The organism is Dokdonia sp. (assembly GCF_039945015.1).
Lineage (GTDB): Bacteria > Bacteroidota > Bacteroidia > Flavobacteriales > Flavobacteriaceae > Dokdonia.
This window is the reverse complement of the sequence record NZ_JBDUXP010000009.1, coordinates 238530-258898: the sequence shown is the minus strand read 5'-3', so window position 1 is coordinate 258898 and position 20369 is coordinate 238530. Positions and strand designations below refer to the sequence as shown.

Genomic DNA, 20369 nt, shown 5'->3' with positions numbered 1-20369 from the left:
TTGGGGAATATAATTAGTTAGGCGTTGTCTTTATGAAAGTGTACACCAACTTCTAAGGTAGAAAATTTTCTAAACATTTCCATAACGCCACAATATGTACTCTCTGAAAGGTCAACTGCTTTTTGAATTTTTGTCTCGTCTAAGTTATCTCCATAAAAATGATAATCTAACCAGACTTTATGGTAATACTTAGGATGTTCCTCGGTAAGTTCTCCTTTTACTTCCATTTTAAATTTTGGAATGTCAACACGCATTTTATTTAATACAAAGACGATGTCTAACCCTGTACATCCGGCAAGAGAAGATAACATAAGAGCTTTGGGCCCCATACCATCATTATGACCTCCGTTTTCTGGGGAAGTATCTATTAATGTTTTATAACCAGTAGGGCTATCGGTTTCAAATTGCATGTCTTTTTTGTAGGTAGTCGTAACTGTATGTGATGCCATTGTTTTAATTTTAATTGGAAGAAATGAAGGTACAAAAACTAGATTGAAATTAGTACTTTAGAGGCGACGTTAATTTTATAAATTAACAGACCTGTATAGATAGAATATACTATTTTATGACCTATAAAGAGTTGTAGTAAAGAAACAGGAATCATACGACTATATATACTATACAAATAACTAAATAATAAACAATTTAACGTATTATACTATTATGCCATTAGTAACACCACTAAGTGCTGAGCACGACGAAACAACAAAAGAACTTGCAGCATTTTTTAATGAGACATTAGGATTTTGTCCAAACTCAGTTTTAACAATGCAACGTCGTCCAGATATTTCTCGAGCATTTATAAACCTTAATAAAGCTGTTATGGCAAATCAAGGCAATGTGACTTCTGCTCTAAAACGAATGATCGCTTGGGTTTCTAGTAATGCAACAGGATGCCGTTACTGCCAAGCACATGCTATACGCGCCGCAGAGCGTTATGGAGCAGAACAAGAACAACTAGATAATATATGGGAATATCGTACTCATACAGCTTTTTCTGATGCAGAACGTGCTGCATTAGATTTTTCACTTGCAGCAAGTCAAATACCCAATGCTGTAGATGCTAAGATCAAGGAAGAATTATATAAATATTGGGATGAAGGAGAAATTGTAGAAATGCTCGGAGTAATCTCATTGTTTGGATATCTTAATCGCTGGAATGATTCTATGGGCACCACACTAGAAGGTGATGCAATAGAAAGTGGAGATCAATATTTAGGAAAGCACGGTTTTGAAGTTGGAAAACATGTGTAGTAAGCTTTTATAGACTTTAAAAAAATAAGCATTTTGTGTGAGAAAGATGAACTGAAAGTTCAATCTTTCTCACACTTTTTGTTTTTATATAAAGCAAAAAATAAAGCTTTACTTACTGCTAATCATTAGTTTTTAGACTTTTAAACGACAATTAAATGATAAAAAACCTTATAAATAGTACGGTAAAAACGTAATTTTTTCTTATTTTGGCATATAATTCTTACGTAGAATAACCTTAAAAATCTACAAAAAGCATTTTTTTAGGATGAAAAACATGAGAATGTTAAAAAACCCTTAGACTGTTTTTTTGGAAACTTATAACTCCTTTATATTCTATATTTACGGGAGATTTTTTGGAATAAATAATATGAAAATAATGAGAAAACAAATACTTTTTTTAGGTGTTTTTGCTTCTGTCTTTTTTGCTTCTTGTAGTGATGAAGAAATAATTAGTAGCAATGATACTAGTACAGACTTAGAAGTAACTATTGAGCAAATAGATTTCAACCCTGAAACTGCTCAACCAGATGGTAGATTTAATAACACAAGTGAAGGTCTTTATCATGGGATTTTTGTAACATTAGATACTCAGCTTCATGCAAAAGTTTGGATAAACATCAATAATGATGGACAGTATAACGCTACTGTTGTTTCTAATCAAGGTGATAAATTTAGATTTTTAGGAAACCCAACGAGTCGTGACGGAACCAAATTTTCTTTTTCAGGAGAAAGAGGTTCTTTTGATTTTGATGTAACAGACATTGAAAACCCAATAGCTACTAATGTGATTGTAGACTCTAAAGAAGCACACATTGCCGCTTTAAAAGATAGAGAAGGACAACGTGCAGCAGTTATCTTAGGGACATTTGAAACAAATGATGATCCTGCTAATATTATTTCAGGGACTTGGGATTTGATGACAGATGGAAGTACTAATGCAGATGTATTTGGTTTTCCTAATCTAACAGAAATAGTTATTACAGTTGCAAATAATGGGAATGTATATTCAGACACTGATTTTGAAACATTTGAATACCCATGTTTCTTTATACCCTCTGGACCTATAACTCCTATCTTTTTACACGAAGACCCTATGACGACGCCAAATGGACGTAATGAATTCTGGGCACAAGATCAACAGTTTGCCTTAGGAAATGCTACATTAACATACTGGTTAGGTCAAAGTAGCTTTCTTGTAGATAACAATGGAACTGCTTTTGCAAATCATGGATGGCATAACAATGATTTTGCAGATCCTCCAGTCGCTGGTTGTAATGCAATAGATGGTGAAAAAGGAGTTTGGTTTTGGAATGGACGTTCAGGGACTTCAAGTTTTGATGATCCATTTGACGTTCCTATGAGAGCTGTAGAAAATATAGATTACGAAGGATTTAAAGAAGCAATGTCTGGAATGACTTTTCAAGAATAAGAACTATTGTTATAAATAAAAAGTATTCTTTTTATACTATTAAAACCTCCATAACAAATTTTTGTTATGGAGGTTTTTTATTGTATTTAAGTTTCATTATATCTTGTTAAGAAGGTTGCATACGTCGATATAACTGTGTAGTAATGGGTTATACATTTCTGAATGATGACAAGAACGCATACGAGAGGCTTTAAAAAAAGTGCGCTATATTTGAGTACTAACCAAAAAAAAAATGAAGATGAAAAAATTAGTTATTGGAGCTTTTGTTTTTGCTATATGTTTATCGTGTAGCAATGACGAAGTAAGTCATGATATTACAACTTCAGATTTTGATATTACCATAGAGATTCTTATTGCTGAACAGGCATCTACAGATATAAAAGGGACGTATAAAGGAGCGATTAATCCCATTATTACACTACCACAAGCAAGATTTAATGAAGATACCAAGGGGATGTACCACGGAATTGTAGTTTCTTCTGACACAGAGATTCATGGTAGAATTTGGATCAACCTAGAAAATGATGGTAAATACAATGCAACGGTTGTTACTAATACAGGAGATAAACTATCCTTTTTTGCAAATATGGGAAGGGGTTCGTCTATAACATCATTCTCTACAATATCATTTATTGGAGAGAGAGGTTCATTTACCTATGATGTGTCTGATTATAATCACCCCGTAGCCACTCAAGTTGTTATAGATAACAAAGAGAGTTATATTCAAACCGTAAAAGACCGTAGTGACCAAAGAGCAGATGTTGCTTTAGGCACCTATGTAGATACTGGTGATGCTACATTTGCTGGGACTTGGGATTTAATGACTGACGGTACTTTAGATCCTATTCTTGGATTACCCGTCCTGACGCAAACGTGTACAGTAGGACCTACGGGAGCTATGTTTACAGATACGACTATTGAACCTTTTGATTGGAGTTGTTTTGTTGGCACTGTTCAGACATTTACTCCCATTTTTGCTAGGTTTGGAGACCCAAATAATGCACTATCTGGAAATGAATTTTGGGCTCAAGGTCAAACACTTCCTATTGGAGATATAAATGCTTCTTACTCTATAGGAGTAAGCACAATGGTAAGCAATGCTAACGGGCAAACAGTAGGCCTTTTTAATGTTGACTTAACAGGTGCAAATCCAGCTATTGGTTGTTATGTCTCTTTTGGAGTACAAGGTGTTTGGGAATGGAACGGTCATTCAGGAACTATTGCATTTGAGGATGATGCATTTACGCCACCCACAAGAACAACAGAGACAATACAAGATTTTAAAAACGCTTTGCAGGCTAATAAATAAAAACTTTATAGTAGTTTATTATAAAATAATACCCATAAGAAATGCTTTTAAAAAGTGTCTCTTACCTACTAGAAATACTCTTTGAATTTAAATTCAAAGAGTATTTCTTTTTTTAATGAATATACCTAGTATATATAGTTACATCGCTTAACGTAATAAGGTGTATTATTTCTCCTTCAAATTCCGTAAATTCGCACCCTTATTAAAAAGAAAATACCATGAGCGCTAAGTTCACTGAATATAAAGGATTAAACCTTCCAAAAGTAGCCGATGAGGTACTTGCTTTTTGGAAAGAGAATAACGTGTTTGAAAAGAGTGTCACCACTCGTGAAGGAGCAAAACCTTATGTGTTTTTTGAAGGGCCTCCTTCGGCAAACGGATTACCAGGTGTACATCACGTACTTGCGAGATCTATAAAAGATATTTTTCCGCGTTACAAAACCATGAAAGGTTTTCAAGTAAAGCGTAAAGCAGGATGGGATACGCATGGACTTCCAGTAGAATTAGGTGTTGAGAAAGAACTCGGAATTACCAAAGAAGATATCGGCACAAAAATTACGATAGAGGAGTATAATGAGGCTTGTAAAAAAGCCGTGATGCGTTATACTGATATCTGGAATGACCTTACAGAGAAGATGGGCTATTGGGTAGATATGACAGACCCATATGTGACCTATAAATCCAAATATATGGAGACCGTTTGGTGGCTCCTAAAACAAGTATATAATAAAGATTTATTATACAAAGGATATTCTATCCAGCCTTATTCTCCTAAAGCAGGAACAGGATTAAGCTCTCATGAACTTAACCAACCAGGATGTTATCGAGATGTGACGGACACTACCGTGGTAGCTCAGTTTAAAATGACAGGAGAAGGAAATAATCCACTTGCAAAAGAATTGGCAGATGGACAAACCTATTTTATCGCTTGGACAACCACTCCTTGGACATTACCTTCTAACACCGCACTTACTGTTGGAAAGAAGATAGATTATGTCCTTGTAGAGACATACAATCAATATACGTTTGAGCCTATCAAAGTGATCCTGGCTAAAGCATTGGTAGGGAAGCAATTTTCTGGCAAGTTTTATGAAATTGGAGGTGATACCGCTTTCGCGAAAGCAGACTTAGAAACATATAAAGAAGGAGATAAGAAGATTCCATACCTAGTAACCCGTGAATTTAAAGGAGCTGACCTTTTAGAATTACGTTATGAACAGTTATTTGATTTTGTAGCACCACATGACAATCCTCAAGATGCTTTTCGAGTAATTGCAGGAGATTTTGTGACGACAGAAGACGGAACAGGAATTGTGCATACAGCACCTACTTTTGGAGCAGATGATGCCATGGTAGCAAAACAAGCATCTCCTGAAGTTCCGCCATTATTAATCAAAGACGAAAATGATAACTTAGTTCCACTTGTAGATTTACAAGGAAGGTTTCGCCCAGAAATGAAAGAATTTGGGAATAAGTACATCAAAAATGAATACTATACTGATGGGGAAGCTCCAGAAAAATCAATGGATGTCGAGCTTGCAATCCGCCTTAAAGAAGAAAATAAAGCATTTAAGGTAGAAAAGTATGTGCACAGTTACCCACACTGTTGGCGTACAGATAAACCTGTGTTGTATTACCCATTAGACTCTTGGTTTATCAAAGTAACCGATTTTAAAGATCGTATGCATGAGCTTAATCTAGGAATAAACTGGAAACCTAAAGCAACTGGAGAAGGACGTTTTGGAAATTGGCTAGCAAATGCAAATGACTGGAACTTATCTCGTAGTCGTTTTTGGGGAATCCCATTACCTATCTGGCGAACAGAAGATGGTAAAGAAGAAATCATCATAGGTTCTATAAAAGAGCTTAAAGAAGAGATCCAAAAATCACTAGATGCTGGTATTATGAATAGCGATCCTTTTGAAGGATTTGCTGTAGGAGATATGAGTGAAGAAAATTATGAACTTGTAGACCTTCATAAAAATGTAGTAGATCGTATTGTATTAGTATCGCCTTCTGGGCAGGCTATGAATCGTGAGAGTGATCTTATAGATGTATGGTTTGATTCTGGATCTATGCCATATGCACAATGGCATTACCCATTTGAAAACAAAGAACTTGTTGAAGATACGTGGCGTAAAGCAGATTTTATTGCAGAAGGTGTAGATCAAACACGTGGATGGTTTTATACATTACACGCTATAGGGACGATGATTTTTGATGATGTTGCTTATAAAAACGTGGTGTCTAATGGCCTTGTGCTAGATAAAAATGGACAGAAAATGTCTAAGCGTTTAGGCAATGCTGTAGATCCATTTACGACGCTGTCTAAGTACGGTCCAGATGCAACGCGTTGGTATATGATAAGTAACGCAAACCCTTGGGATAATTTAAAGTTTTCGTGGGAAAAACCCGATTCGAGTAAAGGAGAAGATTTTGAAGAATTTTCACCAGGAATTGAAGAAGTAAAACGTAAGTTTTTTGGAACACTTTATAATACATATGGCTTCTTTGTACTCTATGCAAATCTAGATAATTTTGCATATACAGAAGAAGAAATACCATTACAAGAACGTCCAGAAATAGATCGTTGGGTACTTTCTGAACTTCATACCCTTATTGCTAGAGTAGATAAGTTTTATTCAGAATATGAACCTACCAAAGCAACAAGAGCGATAGATACTTTTGTACAAGAGAATTTATCTAACTGGTTTGTGCGATTAAGTCGTAGGAGGTTCTGGAAAGGATCATACGAAACAGATAAAATAAGCGCATATCAAACGCTGTATACCTGCCTTATAGAAGTAGCAAAACTTGCAGCTCCTGTAGCACCATTTTTTATGGACCGTTTGTATAAAGATTTAAATAAAGTAACAGGAAAAGAAAATTTTGACAGTGTACATCTGTCACATTTTCCAAAAAGTGATACTAATTATATAGATACGTCGTTAGAGCACAAGATGGAGAAGGCTCAAACAGCTAGTTCATTAGTGTTGTCACTTCGTGCAAAAGAGAAGATTAAAGTACGTCAGCCATTACAACGTATTATGATTCCTGTATTGACCGAGACAGATAAAGAAGAAATTCTAGCTGTAGCAGACCTTATAAAATCAGAGGTAAATGTTAAAGAAATAGAGCTTATAAGTGATGATTCTGGAATTTTAGTTAAACAAATAAAGCCTAATTTTAAGGTTTTAGGACCACGTTTTGGAAAAGATATGAAATTGATTTCTAGCGCTATACAAGGGTTTGGGAGCGATGAGATAGCAAAAATTGAACGAGATGGTAAGATTGAAGTAGAAATTAATGGAAAAATGACTATTTTAGAATCGAGCGACGTAGAGATTTTATCACAAGATATAGATGGATGGTTAGTAGCAAGTCAGAATGGGATGACGGTAGCCTTAGATATTACCATTACAGAAGATCTTCAGAAAGAAGGTGTGGCACGAGAATTGGTAAACCGTATACAGAATCTCCGTAAAGATTCTGGATTTGAAGTGACAGATCGTATAGATATTGTTTTACAACAAGAACCTCTTATTGAGCAAACGGTTAAAAACAATGCAGACTATATAAAAGCAGAAACACTAGCAGACTCTATAGAAGTAGTAGAAAAAATAACAAATGGGCTTGAAATAAGCTTTGATAATATAATTACATATTTAACCATATCAAAACATTAAGTATGCCAGACACAAAAGGACAAAGATATAATGATGCGGAACTAGAAGATTTCCGTGTACTGATACAAGCAAAAATTGACAATGCACAACATGATTTAGAATTAATCAAGAGTGCATACCTCAATAGCGGAACAAATGGAACCGATGACACCTCTCCTACTTTTAAATCTTTTGAAGAAGGAAGTGCAACAATGAGTAAAGAGGCAAATAGCGCTCTTGCTATTAGGCAAGAAAAATTTATTAGAGACCTCAAAAATGCACTTACACGTATTAATAATAAAACATACGGGATATGTCGTGTAACAGGAAAGCTTATTAATCCAGAGCGATTAAAACTTGTACCTCATGCAACACTCAGTATAGAAGCAAAGAATATGCAGAGTTAAAAAATAACATAGCGTCCTTCGGGACGCTTTTTTATGAAACACATTTATTTATTTATACTATTCCTTGTGTTTTCAGGGAGTCTGTTTGGACAGAAAAAACTGTTCAAGGAGTATGATGCAAAAGGAATAGAAACATTATTTATAGAAAGTGATGAGATTTTTCAAATTAAACTCACTACCTCTCAAACAGATAAAATTAGCATTTATACAGTAATTGAAGGAGAAACTTTTGAAAGTTCGTTACTCAATACAAAACGTATAGAAAAGCAATTAAATATCACTACGGGGCGAACTCCAGACTTTATTCCTTTTAATGACAAACTATCTGCTCATAAGATATTGTCTATTGTACTAGAGATTACGATTCCAGAATACATGACTATTGATATCTACTCAGCCTTAGCGAGTGTTGAAGCAAGTGGAAACTATAAAAATGTGCGTATAAACCTAGATAGAGGTGGGTGTCAATTTTCTAATTTTAGCTTTCGCGAAAGCGCATACATAAACACAATATCTGGAAATATACACATAAGGACTACACAAGTACAAATCGTTGCACAATCTCGTAATGGAAATATCGTTATTCCTTATGGAATGACGGGAGATCATGCAATACATTTGAAGAGTATTCATGGTGATATAACGGTTGAAAATTCCCAGTAAAACCTTATTTTTACGATCCTAAATAAAATTTATGTCACTAAAAAAGGCGGGACTAATCATCTTTTTAATACTACTTGTTGATCAATGCATTAAGGTTTATGTGAAAACACATTTTCATATAGGAGAATCTATTAAGGTTTTTGGATTAGATTGGTTTCAAATATATTTTGTAGAGAATGAAGGAGCCGCATGGGGAGCTCAACTTCCAGGGGAATATGGAAAAATTATTTTATCTCTCTTTCGATTAATTATTGCACCCCTAATAGGGTACTGGTTATATAAGTCTGTAAAAGACAATGCACCAAAACTCCTTATCATTTCAATTTCTCTCATATTTGCAGGAGCCGTAGGTAATATTATAGATTCATTGCTATATGGTGTGATTTTTGAAAGTAGTGATAATGGCAATATCGCCAGTTTTCTACCGGGAGAAGGTTATGCATCCCCGTTATATGGTAAAGTAGTTGATATGCTATATTTTCCATTCATAAAAAATGCGACATTCCCAACTTGGTTGCCTTTTATAGGAGGGAAAACATTTACCTTTTTTAATGCTATTTTTAATATTGCGGATATGGCAATAAGTACTGGGGTAGGAATTCTTCTTGTATTTAACAAGAGAATATTTCCTAAAGTAGCATCTTAAATGAAATGAAAAGATTTTAAGTACGACACAATAAATTCCTGATATACTCTTTTAAGTATATATACAAGAAAAAAAAATTGCAAAAAAAATGAAAAAAACTACGTATGCCTTGGCAACTCTGGCAATAGGTATCGCATCCTATTGCTTTATTAACAATGAAGAGATCGAAAAAGAAGGAGCTCAACTTCTTACACCTGTTACTACAATAAAAACAGAAAAAACACCTATTGAGCAAAAACGTCAATTTACACAAGAAAGATTGGAATACGAGTTAGAATTCCAAAGAGATCCTTTGACAGGGGAGATTCCAAGAGATCAACAATTGTTAGAGCTTCAATCATCTCTAGAATCATCTCGTAATCAAGATACTTCACGATCTTCTGATAACGTATATGTAAATAGAGGGCCTTCTAATTTAGGAGGACGTACTAGAGCATTGGCTATTGACATAAGTGATCCTACTGGAAATATTATGCTTGCAGGTGCTGTAAGTGGAGGTCTTTTTAGATCTATAAATGGCGGGGATAGCTGGAGTAAAGTATCTTCTAATGGCGAGATACATAATGTGACTGCTATTGCTCAAGATCCTCGTGATGGTTTCCAAAATATTTGGTACTATGCTACAGGAGAACTTCGTGGAAACTCAGCAACTTTAGGAGGATTCTTCTTTGGTCAAGGAGTTTGGAGATCTGAAGACGGAGGAATAAATTGGGAACAGATACCTGAAACAAATTCTGTTTTTGGTGACTTTGATTCTTCTTTTGACCTTAACAATGCATTAGCTGTAAGTCCAGTAACTGGAGATCTTTTTATAGCATCTGTAGGAAGAATACACCGATATGATGGTACAAATATTACTGTTGAATTACAAGAACCTGGTAATGGAAGCTTTACCGATGTAGCCGTAAATGGAGAAGGGAGAGTATTTGCTACTTTTAATGGTAATTCATCGATGAATGGTGTTCATACTTCAGAAACTGGAGACGGTAGTTGGGTACGTATTGCTGAAAACGGAAGTCCTGCAGGTTGGGATGCAACGACCAATAGTCTTAGCCGTATTGTTATTGCTACGGCACCATCAAATGATAATTTGCTATATGCGTTATACACGAATGGAAATACAACTGGAATAGACGCAGATTTATGGCGTTATGACTTAAGTTCTGACACTTGGATAGATTTTTCTTCTACGATGCCAGATGAACCAGGAGGAGACCTTGGTGGAAATGATCCTTATACACATCAAGTAGCCTATGATCAGGCTATAAATGTAAAATCTGATGACGAGAATTTTGTCGTTATAGGTGGATCTAATGTATATAAGATTGAAGATATAGAAAACGATGCTATGTTCACCAGAATAGGAGGATATCGTAACAATCAAAGTTTTGCTTTATACGATTTAGGAGGAGGAGATACGCATCACCCAGATATTCATGCACTCGTTTTTGATCCTACAGATCCTAATACCTTTTTTACAGGAACAGATGGAGGTGTACATAGAACAGATGATGTGACAGCAGGCACTGTTGCGTGGACAAATCTTAATAATAATTATCAAACATATCAGTATTATCATACGGCTCTTGATCCAGTAGATGGTTCTGACTTTGTATTTGGAGGAGCTCAAGATAATGGAACTACTTTTGGAGGAACAGATGTTGGTTTACCTAACTTAACACAGCATACTTCATTTGCAGGAGGAGATGGTGTTGCTGTTGGTATTGCTAGAAGAGGGGCAAATGATCAGATTGAAGTATATTTTGGATCTCAAAATGGATTTATAAGTTCTAACCTAATAGGCAATATAAGACCAGATGGATCTAACAGTAGTATTTTTGTTACTTATTTTTATCTTGATCAAGACAATACGAATGCGCTATATTATGCAGATGGGAATACCATGTTTAAAACAGCAGATGCAGAGAATATTACTCCTACTACTTGGGAGAACCTAGGAGGAGTATCTACAAATGAAAGTTTAAGACGATTTGCCGCAACAAGAGGAGATTATAATGCTGCAAGTAGCTATCTTCTTGTAGGAGGTAACAGAGGAGGAGTTTTTAGACTTGATGATCCGCATAACTCAACAGATTTATCAGACGCGATTAACATAACACCTCCAGGTGCATCAACTGCAAATGGAACAATTGTAAGTGGTTTTGCTATACACCCTACAAATCCTGATATTGTTATGGCTGTATATGGTAACTATAATATTACAAACATCTTTCTTACAAATGATGCTACTAGTGATACACCAACATGGGAAGTAGTAGAGCGTAACTTATCTGCACACTCTATCCGCTCTGCAGCGATTACAGAAGTGAATGGTCAAGTAGGATATTATGTGGGTACTGCAAGAGGATTATTTAGTAGCCCTAACCCAGCACAAACTGATTGGACCCTTGAAGGTTTTGGTCAAATAGGAATGGCTTTAATAAGTGATCTTAATTATCGCCCATCTGATAACAGGTTACTTATAGGAACTCACGGTAATGGTATGTATGATACTAATGCGACAGTTCTTGCCGTAGATGATCTTACTGCGAATGCAACAGAAAATAACCTTAGTCTTTTTCCTAATCCTACGAGTGATGTATTAAACTTTAGAATTGGTGGTGCAAATAGTATCTCAGCATTTCAAATAATAGATTATACAGGTAGAATTGTGCAAGAAGGGTCTGTAGATGACCTATCTCAAGGAACTGTAGATGTAAGTAATTATACAAGTGGTGTTTACTTTATAAGAGCAACGACACAAAACGATCAACAAGTAGTCTCTAGGTTTATCAAGAGATAATATGTTGTATTAAGATAATAGAATTTTAAACCAATTCTATAGCTATTAAAAATCCTCAGGCATAAGTCTGAGGATTTTTTTTATACTAATTACTATGAGGTTGTAATATATCCTACATCGTAGAAGTATGAATAAAAGAAACACTTATATTCATTAAGAGAAATAAAGAGTTATTTAATAACTATACACACAAAAGCCCATCTACTAGTAGATGGGCTTTTGTGTGTAATTTCTTTAATGTTTGCTTAAAGAAATCTATGGGATGAATATCTTAGATCTTATTTTTTCCATTCATTATTTTCTCTCTGAATGTCGGCCATTAAAGTACTAGGATCAATAGTCATTGATTTTATTTTTGACATAGGAACATCTATTGTAAATGTATACGTAGGATGTGCCCAAGCCCAATCTTCGAGTTGTGTATAGTTTGTTGTATTTGGCTTTTCTCCACGCATCATACGTAATGGCACATAATAATTGGTTTCTCCTTTATTAGTTACTATTTGTAAGTCTATAGGCATAGGCATAAGTCCTTTTCGCGAAAGCGTAATTTTGGTTTTATTACCATCTGCAACTACTTCTGTAATTGCATAATCTATAGTGTTTGTGGTTTGAGTCCAATCTGATAGGTACCAATCTAATTGTATTCCAGAAACTTTCTCTGCAGTACGTTTTATATCATTAGGAGTAGGGTGTTTAAAAGCAAAATCAGTATAGTATTTTTTTAATGTTTTTGCCAAGTTGTCTTCTCCTATAATATATCCTAGTTGTGACAGAAAAATAGCTCCTTTACTATAAGCAGCGACACCATAGGCAAAGTTTCTATTATAACGATCTGCGTGTGTGGTTTGAGGTTGTTCAAACCCACTTTCTACCAATCTATAATAACCACCATAAGACCCAGAGAAAGGGTTGTCTCTGTTCTGATCCATTACCTCATTCATGGCTAATGCAGAAATATATGAAGTAAACCCTTCATCCATCCATTCATGCTTTGCTTCATTAGTTGCTAATAAAAATTGGAACCACGTATGGGCAAATTCATGAGCTGTTACTCCCACTAGACTTCCAAAACTACGTTCTCCTGTAATTAAAGTACACATAGCATATTCCATACCACCATCGCCTCCTTGTATCACAGAGTATTGTTTGTATGGATATGCGCCTATATGTTTATTAAAATAGGATAGAATTGCTGCTGTTTTAGGTTGTAGCTTTTTCCAGTTTTCAATAATCTCAGGATTGTTTTTATAAAGGAAATGGAGTTTTACACCATTTTCTGCTATGACGGTGTCATGTATATAGTTTGGATCTGCAGCCCATGTAAAATCATGTACGTTTGGAGCTACAAAATGCCATGTATATTTTCCTCTTTTTGTTTTTGGAGTAGCAGAAGCCCCTTCATCTTGATATCCATTACCCACGTCATTCCCGTTCTGAATGTACCCAGTACCACCAAGAATATAATCTGCATCTATTGTTATTTTTACATCAAAATCTCCCCAAACACCGTGAAACTCACGAGCGATATATGGATCTGCATGCCACCCTTCAAAATCATATTCGGCAAGTTTAGGGTACCATTGTGTCATAGATAAAGCTACGCCTTCCTTATTATTACGGCCACTACGACGTATTTGAACAGGGACTTGTCCTGTAAAATCCATTGTAAATGTTGTTTTTTCTCCAGGAAGGATAGGTTTTGCAAGTGTTACCTCTAGTACGGTTCCGGCAACAGTGTATGATACGCTTTTACCATCCTGATCGAGACTATTTACTTTTATAAAACCTATCTCATCGGGTGATAACTTGCTTATTCTATCTCCTACACGAGAATCTGCATCTGCAATAGTGCGAGATCTTACATCCATCTCACTACCTGGTTGGAAAGCATTAAAAAAGAGATGATAAAATACCTTGTCTAGTACATCTGGCGAGTTGTTTGTATAGGTTAATTCTTGTTTTCCATCATATTGATAGTTATTCACATTCATGTCGATTTCCATTTTGTAATCAACATGTTGTTGCCAGTAAGATGTGTTTTGTGCAAAAACTCCTGTTTGTATAAGAACAAAAGCTCCTATAAAAAGGATGCGTTTTAAAATAGGTTTGATCATGAGTTGTTATTTTTTATTAAGTTCTGCCAGTTTAAAGGCATTATACATATTTACCATTTTCCCCGATTTAGAAAGCTCATTAAAACGAGCTCTTTTTGATGGGTCGCCAGAAACAATAACCGATGTTGTTGTTGTTAATCCACTTCTAATGATAATTCTTTTTATTTGACTTGCTTTAAGTCTAGGGTAATAGCTACGTAACATAGCTGCTACTCCTGCAGTATTTGGAGCAGCCATAGAGGTTCCTCCTAAAAATTCATAGGTATTATTTGGTGTTGTAGACCATATTCGTACTCCAGGAGCAAATACATCTACATTAGATTTTCCATAATTAGAAAAAGAAGCGACCATCTCACTACCATATTTTTCGTCTAATGCACCTACTGTTAAAAATGTATCACTCATTTCTGAAATATTGTCTAGTTGGTCATTAGGAAAGACAGTGTGCGTAGCATCATCTAGATTGTATCCTTCATTACCAGCAGCATTCACAATTAGAACATCATTTTTTGCAGCATATTGAATTGCTTCATATACCCATTCTGGATTTTGAGCATAATACTTACCAAATGAAGTGTTAATTACTTTTGCACCATTATCCACGGCATAACGTATTGCAAGGGCAATGTCTTTATCATATTCATCTCCATCTGGTACAGCACGTAATACCATAAGTTTAATGTTGCTATTTGCAACCCCATTCATTCCAATACCATTATTACGTTGTGCTGCAATAATTCCTCCTACGTGTGTTCCGTGTCTAGCGCCTTCTGGTTTAGGTCCTGTTACATTATTATTACCGTATCCTGTATCTGTAATATCATATGGATTATCACCTACAACTTGTCTATAAGTAGCATTAAGGCTAAAGTTTTTTAATCTACCTTCTATCTGCTCTAAATCACCATCGATACTCTCTACAAATTGAGGAATAGTATCTCCATACTGAAACATTTGAGATAGAAAAGCAATATGGTTTTGCATCTCTTGACTTGGATTTTTTATACCATTTAATTCCTTTAAAGTATAATTTTCTTTACCAAGTTTTTTTACAACAGCTTTATGAGAAGTCTTAGCTTGTCTTGATATTTGGGTATATTGTTGTTGTGTTCCTTCTAAGCTATTAACTTCTTCAGAGCGTTCTGCTTTTGCCCTTTGATAAGCTAAAAAGAGATCTTTTTTATCAGAAGAGATTTGACCTACTGTTTTTCCGCTAAATTCATTGCCATAACGATCAATAATTCTAGCAAGTTCAAGTTGCTCTGCTTCAGTATTTCCTAAGAAGTTCCATCCGTGTATATCATCTATATATCCATTATTGTCATCATCCTTCCCATTTCCAGCAATCTCATTAGGGTTTGTCCAGATTACATTCTTAAGATCTTCATGATTGATATCGATGCCACTATCAATAACAGCAACAATAGTCTGTACTCCAGATTTTCCTGGAAGAATCTCTGCGTATGTTTTTTCGATACTCATTCCTGGAATGGTATCGGTAACAAGATCTTTACCTCCCCAAGATTTCTCTTGAGCTTCAGTAAGTGGAGAGACTTTAAGAGGGTTGCTGTCAACATTTGCTTCTGCTACAGTTACAAGAGTAGCGGGAGTATCACAGCTTACTATAAAAGCAGATACTGTAATTGCTAGTGTGAGTTTTTTTAAAATGGTGTGCATTGTTAGGAATTAAAAATTAAAAAGTTCATTATGTGTAAAGGTGTCTTTTAGGCGTACACCTTTTTCTGTATGTTGTACTGTGATAATGGGATTATGAGCATCATGTTCTAACCAAAGATAATATCCTTTATCTGCAGCAGTATTCAAAAATAATTCTTTTTCATCAAGTGTACGTAAAGGACGTGTATCATACCCCATTACAAAAGGCAATGGTAAATGACCTGCTGTAGGCAATAAATCTGCCATAAAAACAATTGTTTTATCTTGATACGTAATGTGAGGAATCATTTGTTTGTCTGTATGACCATCTGCAAAAAAGATACCAAAACCTAGTTCTGATGTCTCTTGATACGTAGTTCCTGCTCTAGAGATAAACTTTAATTGGCCACTTTCTTCCATAGGAAGTATGTTTTCTTTTAAGAACGAAGCTTTTTCTCTTCTATTAGGTTGAGTTGCCCATGTCCAGTGATCTTCATTACTCCAAAAAGTTGCGTTTTTAAAAGCTAGTTCATATCCGGTTCTATCTTTATTCCATTGCACAGAGCCACCGCAGTGATCAAAATGGAGATGTGTCATAAACACATCTGTAATATCGTCTCTATGAAATCCATATTTGGCCAATGATGTATCTATAGTATAATCTCCCCATTGAAAATAGTAACCAAAAAACTTATCAGATTGTTTATCTCCCATACCTGTATCGATAAGAATAAGACGATCTCCATCCTCTATAAGCATACATCTAGCTGCAATATCTATCATATTATGAGCATCTGCAGGATTTGTACGTGTCCATAAACTTTTAGGAACGACACCAAACATAGCGCCTCCATCTAGTTTAAAATTGCCTGCTTCTATGGGATAAATTTTCATAGGTTATCTATATGTTTTGGATGATAAAAAAATAAAAGATGTGTGGAGATGAGTACGCTTTCGCGAAAGCGTATAAATTACCTTCTTTTAACTTTTAAAATCCTTGCAAAATAAGGAAAAAGGCTTTTTAACAGTAAGTTCTAAGCGCCTTTTTAACAAAGAATTGTATATTCTTTTATTGTCAAAAAACGATTAAAAATAGTATAATACTATATAATATGTAAAATGAGTGTTATTTTTAATGCTCATTAAGTATACCCTCAAAACAAACATCTATGTTAGAATTAGCAGGAATCATCATTTTAGGAATCATCGCACAGTGGGTCGCGTGGCGATTAAAACTACCTGCGATATTGCCACTTATTTTGATAGGTCTTTTTGTAGGGCCGTTTTCTACCTTACTTTCTGATGACGGAACAAAATGGATAGAACCGATATGGAATGGTGTGGAAGGGTTCTTTCCCGGAGAGAGTCTTTATTATTTTGTGTCACTTGCTATAAGTATCATTCTTTTTGAAGGGGGCTTGACACTTAAGCGATCCGAGATTCGCAATATAGGACCAGTAATCACAAAATTAATTACAATAGGAAGTCTTGTTACTTTTATAGGAGCAGGAATAGCTGCTTATTTTATTTTTGGTTTAAGCCTTAAAATTTCTTTCTTATTTTCTGGATTAATTATAGTGACAGGACCTACAGTGATTTCTCCTATATTACGTAATATCCCTCTTAAAAAAGATGTGTCTTCTGTCCTAAAATGGGAAGGAATTTTGATCGACCCGATTGGAGCATTAGTCGCTGTATTAGTTTACGAATTTATTGTTGCTGGAGAAGGAGGAGAGTTTACCGTTACTGCGCTCAAAGAGTTTGGTAAAATTGTCCTTTTTGGAAGTACGTTTGGGTTTTCTTTTGCACATGCACTGGCTTTTTCTACAAAGAAACATTTGATCCCTCATTATCTTTTAAACGTTTTTACCCTTTCTGCGGTACTGGGTGTTTTTGTGATGTCTGATGCTTTTGCACACGAATCAGGATTACTTGCTGTTGTTGTTATGGGGATGGTACTAGGAAATATAAACCTTCCTAATCTTAAAGAACTCCTTTATTTTAAAGAATCGTTGAGCGTATTATTAATATCTATTCTTTTTATCCTACTCTCTGCAAATATTAATATTGAGGATTTACAATTACTATACAGATGGGAGACAGCGGCGTTGTTTCTAATAGTTGTTTTTGTCATAAGACCCATAGGTGTATTTCTGAGTACCAAAGGTTCTAATCTTAAAATGAATGAGCGTGTTTTTATAAGTTGGGTAGGGCCTCGCGGAATTGTAGCCGCAGGAATTGCTTCTCTTTTTGGATCAAAACTCCTTTTAAAAGGAGAACCTGGAGCCGAGTATATAACACCTCTTGTATTTATGATTGTTCTAGGAACGGTGGTTTTAAATGCAACAACGGCACGTGTTTTTGCAAAAGCGATCGGTGTTTTTCTTAAAAAATCTGATGGAATACTTATTGTAGGCGCTTCGGAAGTGTCAAGGCTTATAGCCCGTTATTTACAACGCAATAACAGGCATGTTGTTCTTCTAGACAGTAATAGTAGTAATGTAAGAGCGGCAAAAGAGTTAGACTTAGAAGCTCTCGAAGCAAATATATATTCAGATGACCTTACCGATAATATAGAATTGAGCCACGTAGGATATTTGATGGCACTTACAGGAAGTAGTGAGATTAATAGCTATGCACTAAGCCGATTTAAAAAACAGTTTGGAGAAAATGGATCGTTCCGCTTAATCACAAAAAAAGAAATGGATGAGCCTGATAGTATTCCTAAAGAAGGTCTTTTTTCAGGCACAGATGATTTTATAAACCTCACAGAGGTGTCTCGTAAATATCCAACCATTCAAGAGGTTTCTATAAATAATGAAGAAGAGTATCATGCAATTGTAGATATTCTTTTAAAGGATCGAGATATGATTCCTCTCTTTGTAAAAGAAAAAGATGGCACGATTGATATTCTCAGTTCGTTTGTACAAGAACTAGAGTTAAAATCTTTTGAAGGGTGCACCTTAGCATACCTAGGAAAACCTATGATAGGAGATGAAGTGACTGTAAATAATACGACAAACTAAGATTGTTTTTTACTTCTTAGCGAGTTTGTAATACGTATTATGATACTTAAAGATGAGTGCACTGGATCGAATAAACATCCATACTACAAATGCAATCCAGATTCCTATAAACCCCCATTCTAAATATCTACTGAGATAGATTATAGGAATAAACCCTAAAAATGTAGCGCCTAGTAGTGTGTTGCGAAGATAAGCTGTCTCTCCTAACCCTTTAAAGATAGCATCTAAGGTAAATGCTATGGAGTTAAGGGGTTGCATTAGGATCACTATAAAAAAGACACTATAAAAGGCCTGAAGTACCGTCTCGTCTTTACTAAAGATAAGTCCTGAGGATGTATAAAAGATAAAAGCAACACTCATTAATAAAGCAGCAACAATGAGATTGTATAGATTAAGTCGTTTTGTTAATGTCCAAAGGTCTTTATAACTTTTGGCACCTAGTAATCTTCCCCCTAACACATTACCTGCGGCACCATAACCATCAATAAAGAAGGCGGTAAATAACCAAATATTAACAGCAATGGTATGTGCTGCGATTGTTTCTTTTCCCAATGCAGTCGCTTCTTTTACTGCAAGAACAAGTGCTATATTAAGTGATAAAGAACGTACAAATAGATTAAGACTCATAACAACAAGTCTATTGAGTTCTTTGTGTAAAGGGAATCGTAATCGTAACGAAATATCTGTTTTTATAAGCACAAAGATAAGCGACATAATTGCCATAAGTCCCTGTGCAATAAGGCTTGCCCATGCAGCACCTTTAACACCCATAGGAGCAATGATGTCTTCAACTCCATATACAAGAGCAAAGTCGAGACCAATATTAATTACCGCTCCAGACATGGCTACAACCATAGGCCAAAACGTATTTTGTAGACCTCTAAAAATTCCGAAAACAGCAAATGTAAAGAGTGTAAGTGGGAATCCCCACACTCTAATATTATAATATTCAAGACTTAAATCCAAGATCATTCCTTCTGCATTGAGAAGGGAAAAAATCTCTTCTGCAAAAAAATAGGTGCTTGCCAGAACAACAAGACTAAGTATAATATTAAAAAAGACTGCTTGTGCTGGTAAGGTTTTGATATCATCTATTTTTCCTGCCCCTAGATTTTGAGAAATAACAGCAGATATAGCACTTCGAGTTTGCCCTAATATCCAGATAAGCGTTGAGAGAAAAGCACCCGCAATCCCTACAGCCGAAAGTGATTCTATACTATAAAAATCCATATTTCCTACAATAGCAGCATCTGTACTAGAGAGAACTGGCTCTGCAATTCCAGCAATAATAGCAGGAATTGCTAGCTGTTGGATTCGTTTAAAAGAAATGTCTATTTTGCTATTTGAGTAGATAGATGGAGGTTTTTAATGTTAATTCTAGTTTTTGAGATTAT

General features: G+C 35.3%; 14 protein-coding genes. 9 read left to right on the top strand and 5 right to left on the bottom strand.

The window, feature by feature from the left end; all coding sequences use genetic code 11:
* Positions 1–17: 17 nt before the first annotated feature.
* Positions 18–449 (bottom strand): OsmC family protein, encoded by a 432-nt coding sequence (locus tag ABJD27_RS08730; protein WP_348173949.1) that lies wholly within the window; start codon positions 447–449, stop codon positions 18–20.
* Between the two features lie 214 nt (positions 450–663).
* Between ABJD27_RS08730 and ABJD27_RS08725 the strand changes: the two genes are divergently transcribed.
* The 8 genes from ABJD27_RS08725 to ABJD27_RS08690 all read left to right on the top strand — a co-directional run bounded on the left by ABJD27_RS08725 (position 664) and on the right by ABJD27_RS08690 (position 12176).
* Positions 664–1254, top strand: a complete 591-nt coding sequence (locus ABJD27_RS08725; protein WP_348173951.1) for a carboxymuconolactone decarboxylase family protein — start codon at positions 664–666, stop codon at positions 1252–1254.
* A gap of 376 nt (positions 1255–1630) precedes the next feature.
* Positions 1631–2683, top strand: coding sequence for a hypothetical protein (locus tag ABJD27_RS08720; protein WP_348173953.1), 1053 nt, complete (start codon positions 1631–1633; stop codon positions 2681–2683).
* 238 nt (positions 2684–2921) lie between these two features.
* The gene (locus tag ABJD27_RS08715; protein ID WP_348173955.1) at positions 2922–3992 is read left to right on the top strand and encodes a hypothetical protein; all 1071 of its coding nucleotides are present in this window, start codon (positions 2922–2924) and stop codon (positions 3990–3992) included.
* A 218-nt stretch (positions 3993–4210) separates the two neighbouring features.
* Entirely contained in the window at positions 4211–7678 is a 3468-nt protein-coding gene (ileS, locus tag ABJD27_RS08710; protein ID WP_348173957.1) for an isoleucine--tRNA ligase, read from the top strand.
* A 2-nt stretch (positions 7679–7680) separates the two neighbouring features.
* Positions 7681–8064: a TraR/DksA C4-type zinc finger protein gene (locus ABJD27_RS08705; protein ID WP_348173959.1), complete on the top strand. Its 384-nt coding sequence runs from the start codon at positions 7681–7683 to the stop codon at positions 8062–8064.
* 33 nt (positions 8065–8097) lie between these two features.
* Positions 8098–8727, top strand: coding sequence for a hypothetical protein (locus ABJD27_RS08700; protein WP_348173961.1), 630 nt, complete (start codon positions 8098–8100; stop codon positions 8725–8727).
* A 31-nt stretch (positions 8728–8758) separates the two neighbouring features.
* Positions 8759–9373 carry a lipoprotein signal peptidase gene (locus ABJD27_RS08695; protein ID WP_348173962.1) on the top strand — a complete coding sequence of 205 codons (615 nt, stop codon included), beginning with the start codon at positions 8759–8761 and terminating at the stop codon, positions 9371–9373.
* Between the two features lie 88 nt (positions 9374–9461).
* Complete coding sequence (locus ABJD27_RS08690; RefSeq protein WP_348173964.1) at positions 9462–12176, top strand: T9SS type A sorting domain-containing protein; 2715 nt, start codon at positions 9462–9464, stop codon at positions 12174–12176.
* Between the two features lie 278 nt (positions 12177–12454).
* On the opposite strand, the gene ABJD27_RS08685 is transcribed toward ABJD27_RS08690, so the two are convergent.
* From ABJD27_RS08685 to ABJD27_RS08675, 3 genes are read right to left on the bottom strand one after another with little or no spacing between them, the layout of a single operon-like run.
* The gene (locus tag ABJD27_RS08685; RefSeq protein ID WP_348173966.1) at positions 12455–14293 is read right to left on the bottom strand and encodes a M1 family metallopeptidase; all 1839 of its coding nucleotides are present in this window, start codon (positions 14291–14293) and stop codon (positions 12455–12457) included.
* 6 nt (positions 14294–14299) lie between these two features.
* Positions 14300–15970 carry a S8 family peptidase gene (locus ABJD27_RS08680; protein WP_348173968.1) on the bottom strand — a complete coding sequence of 557 codons (1671 nt, stop codon included), beginning with the start codon at positions 15968–15970 and terminating at the stop codon, positions 14300–14302.
* A 9-nt stretch (positions 15971–15979) separates the two neighbouring features.
* On the bottom strand, positions 15980–16843 hold the full coding sequence (locus ABJD27_RS08675) for an MBL fold metallo-hydrolase (protein WP_348173970.1): 864 nt from the start codon (positions 16841–16843) through the stop codon (positions 15980–15982).
* Positions 16844–17118: 275 nt separating this feature from the next.
* On the opposite strand from ABJD27_RS08675, the gene ABJD27_RS08670 reads away from it, so the two are divergent.
* A complete protein-coding gene (locus ABJD27_RS08670) occupies positions 17119–18975 on the top strand; it encodes a cation:proton antiporter (protein ID WP_348173972.1) in 1857 nt (618 codons plus the stop codon).
* A gap of 9 nt (positions 18976–18984) precedes the next feature.
* Here the strand turns inward: ABJD27_RS08670 and ABJD27_RS08665 are convergent, their stop codons facing one another.
* Complete coding sequence (locus tag ABJD27_RS08665; RefSeq protein WP_348174067.1) at positions 18985–20328, bottom strand: MATE family efflux transporter; 1344 nt, start codon at positions 20326–20328, stop codon at positions 18985–18987.
* Between the last annotated feature and the right edge of the window lie 41 nt (positions 20329–20369).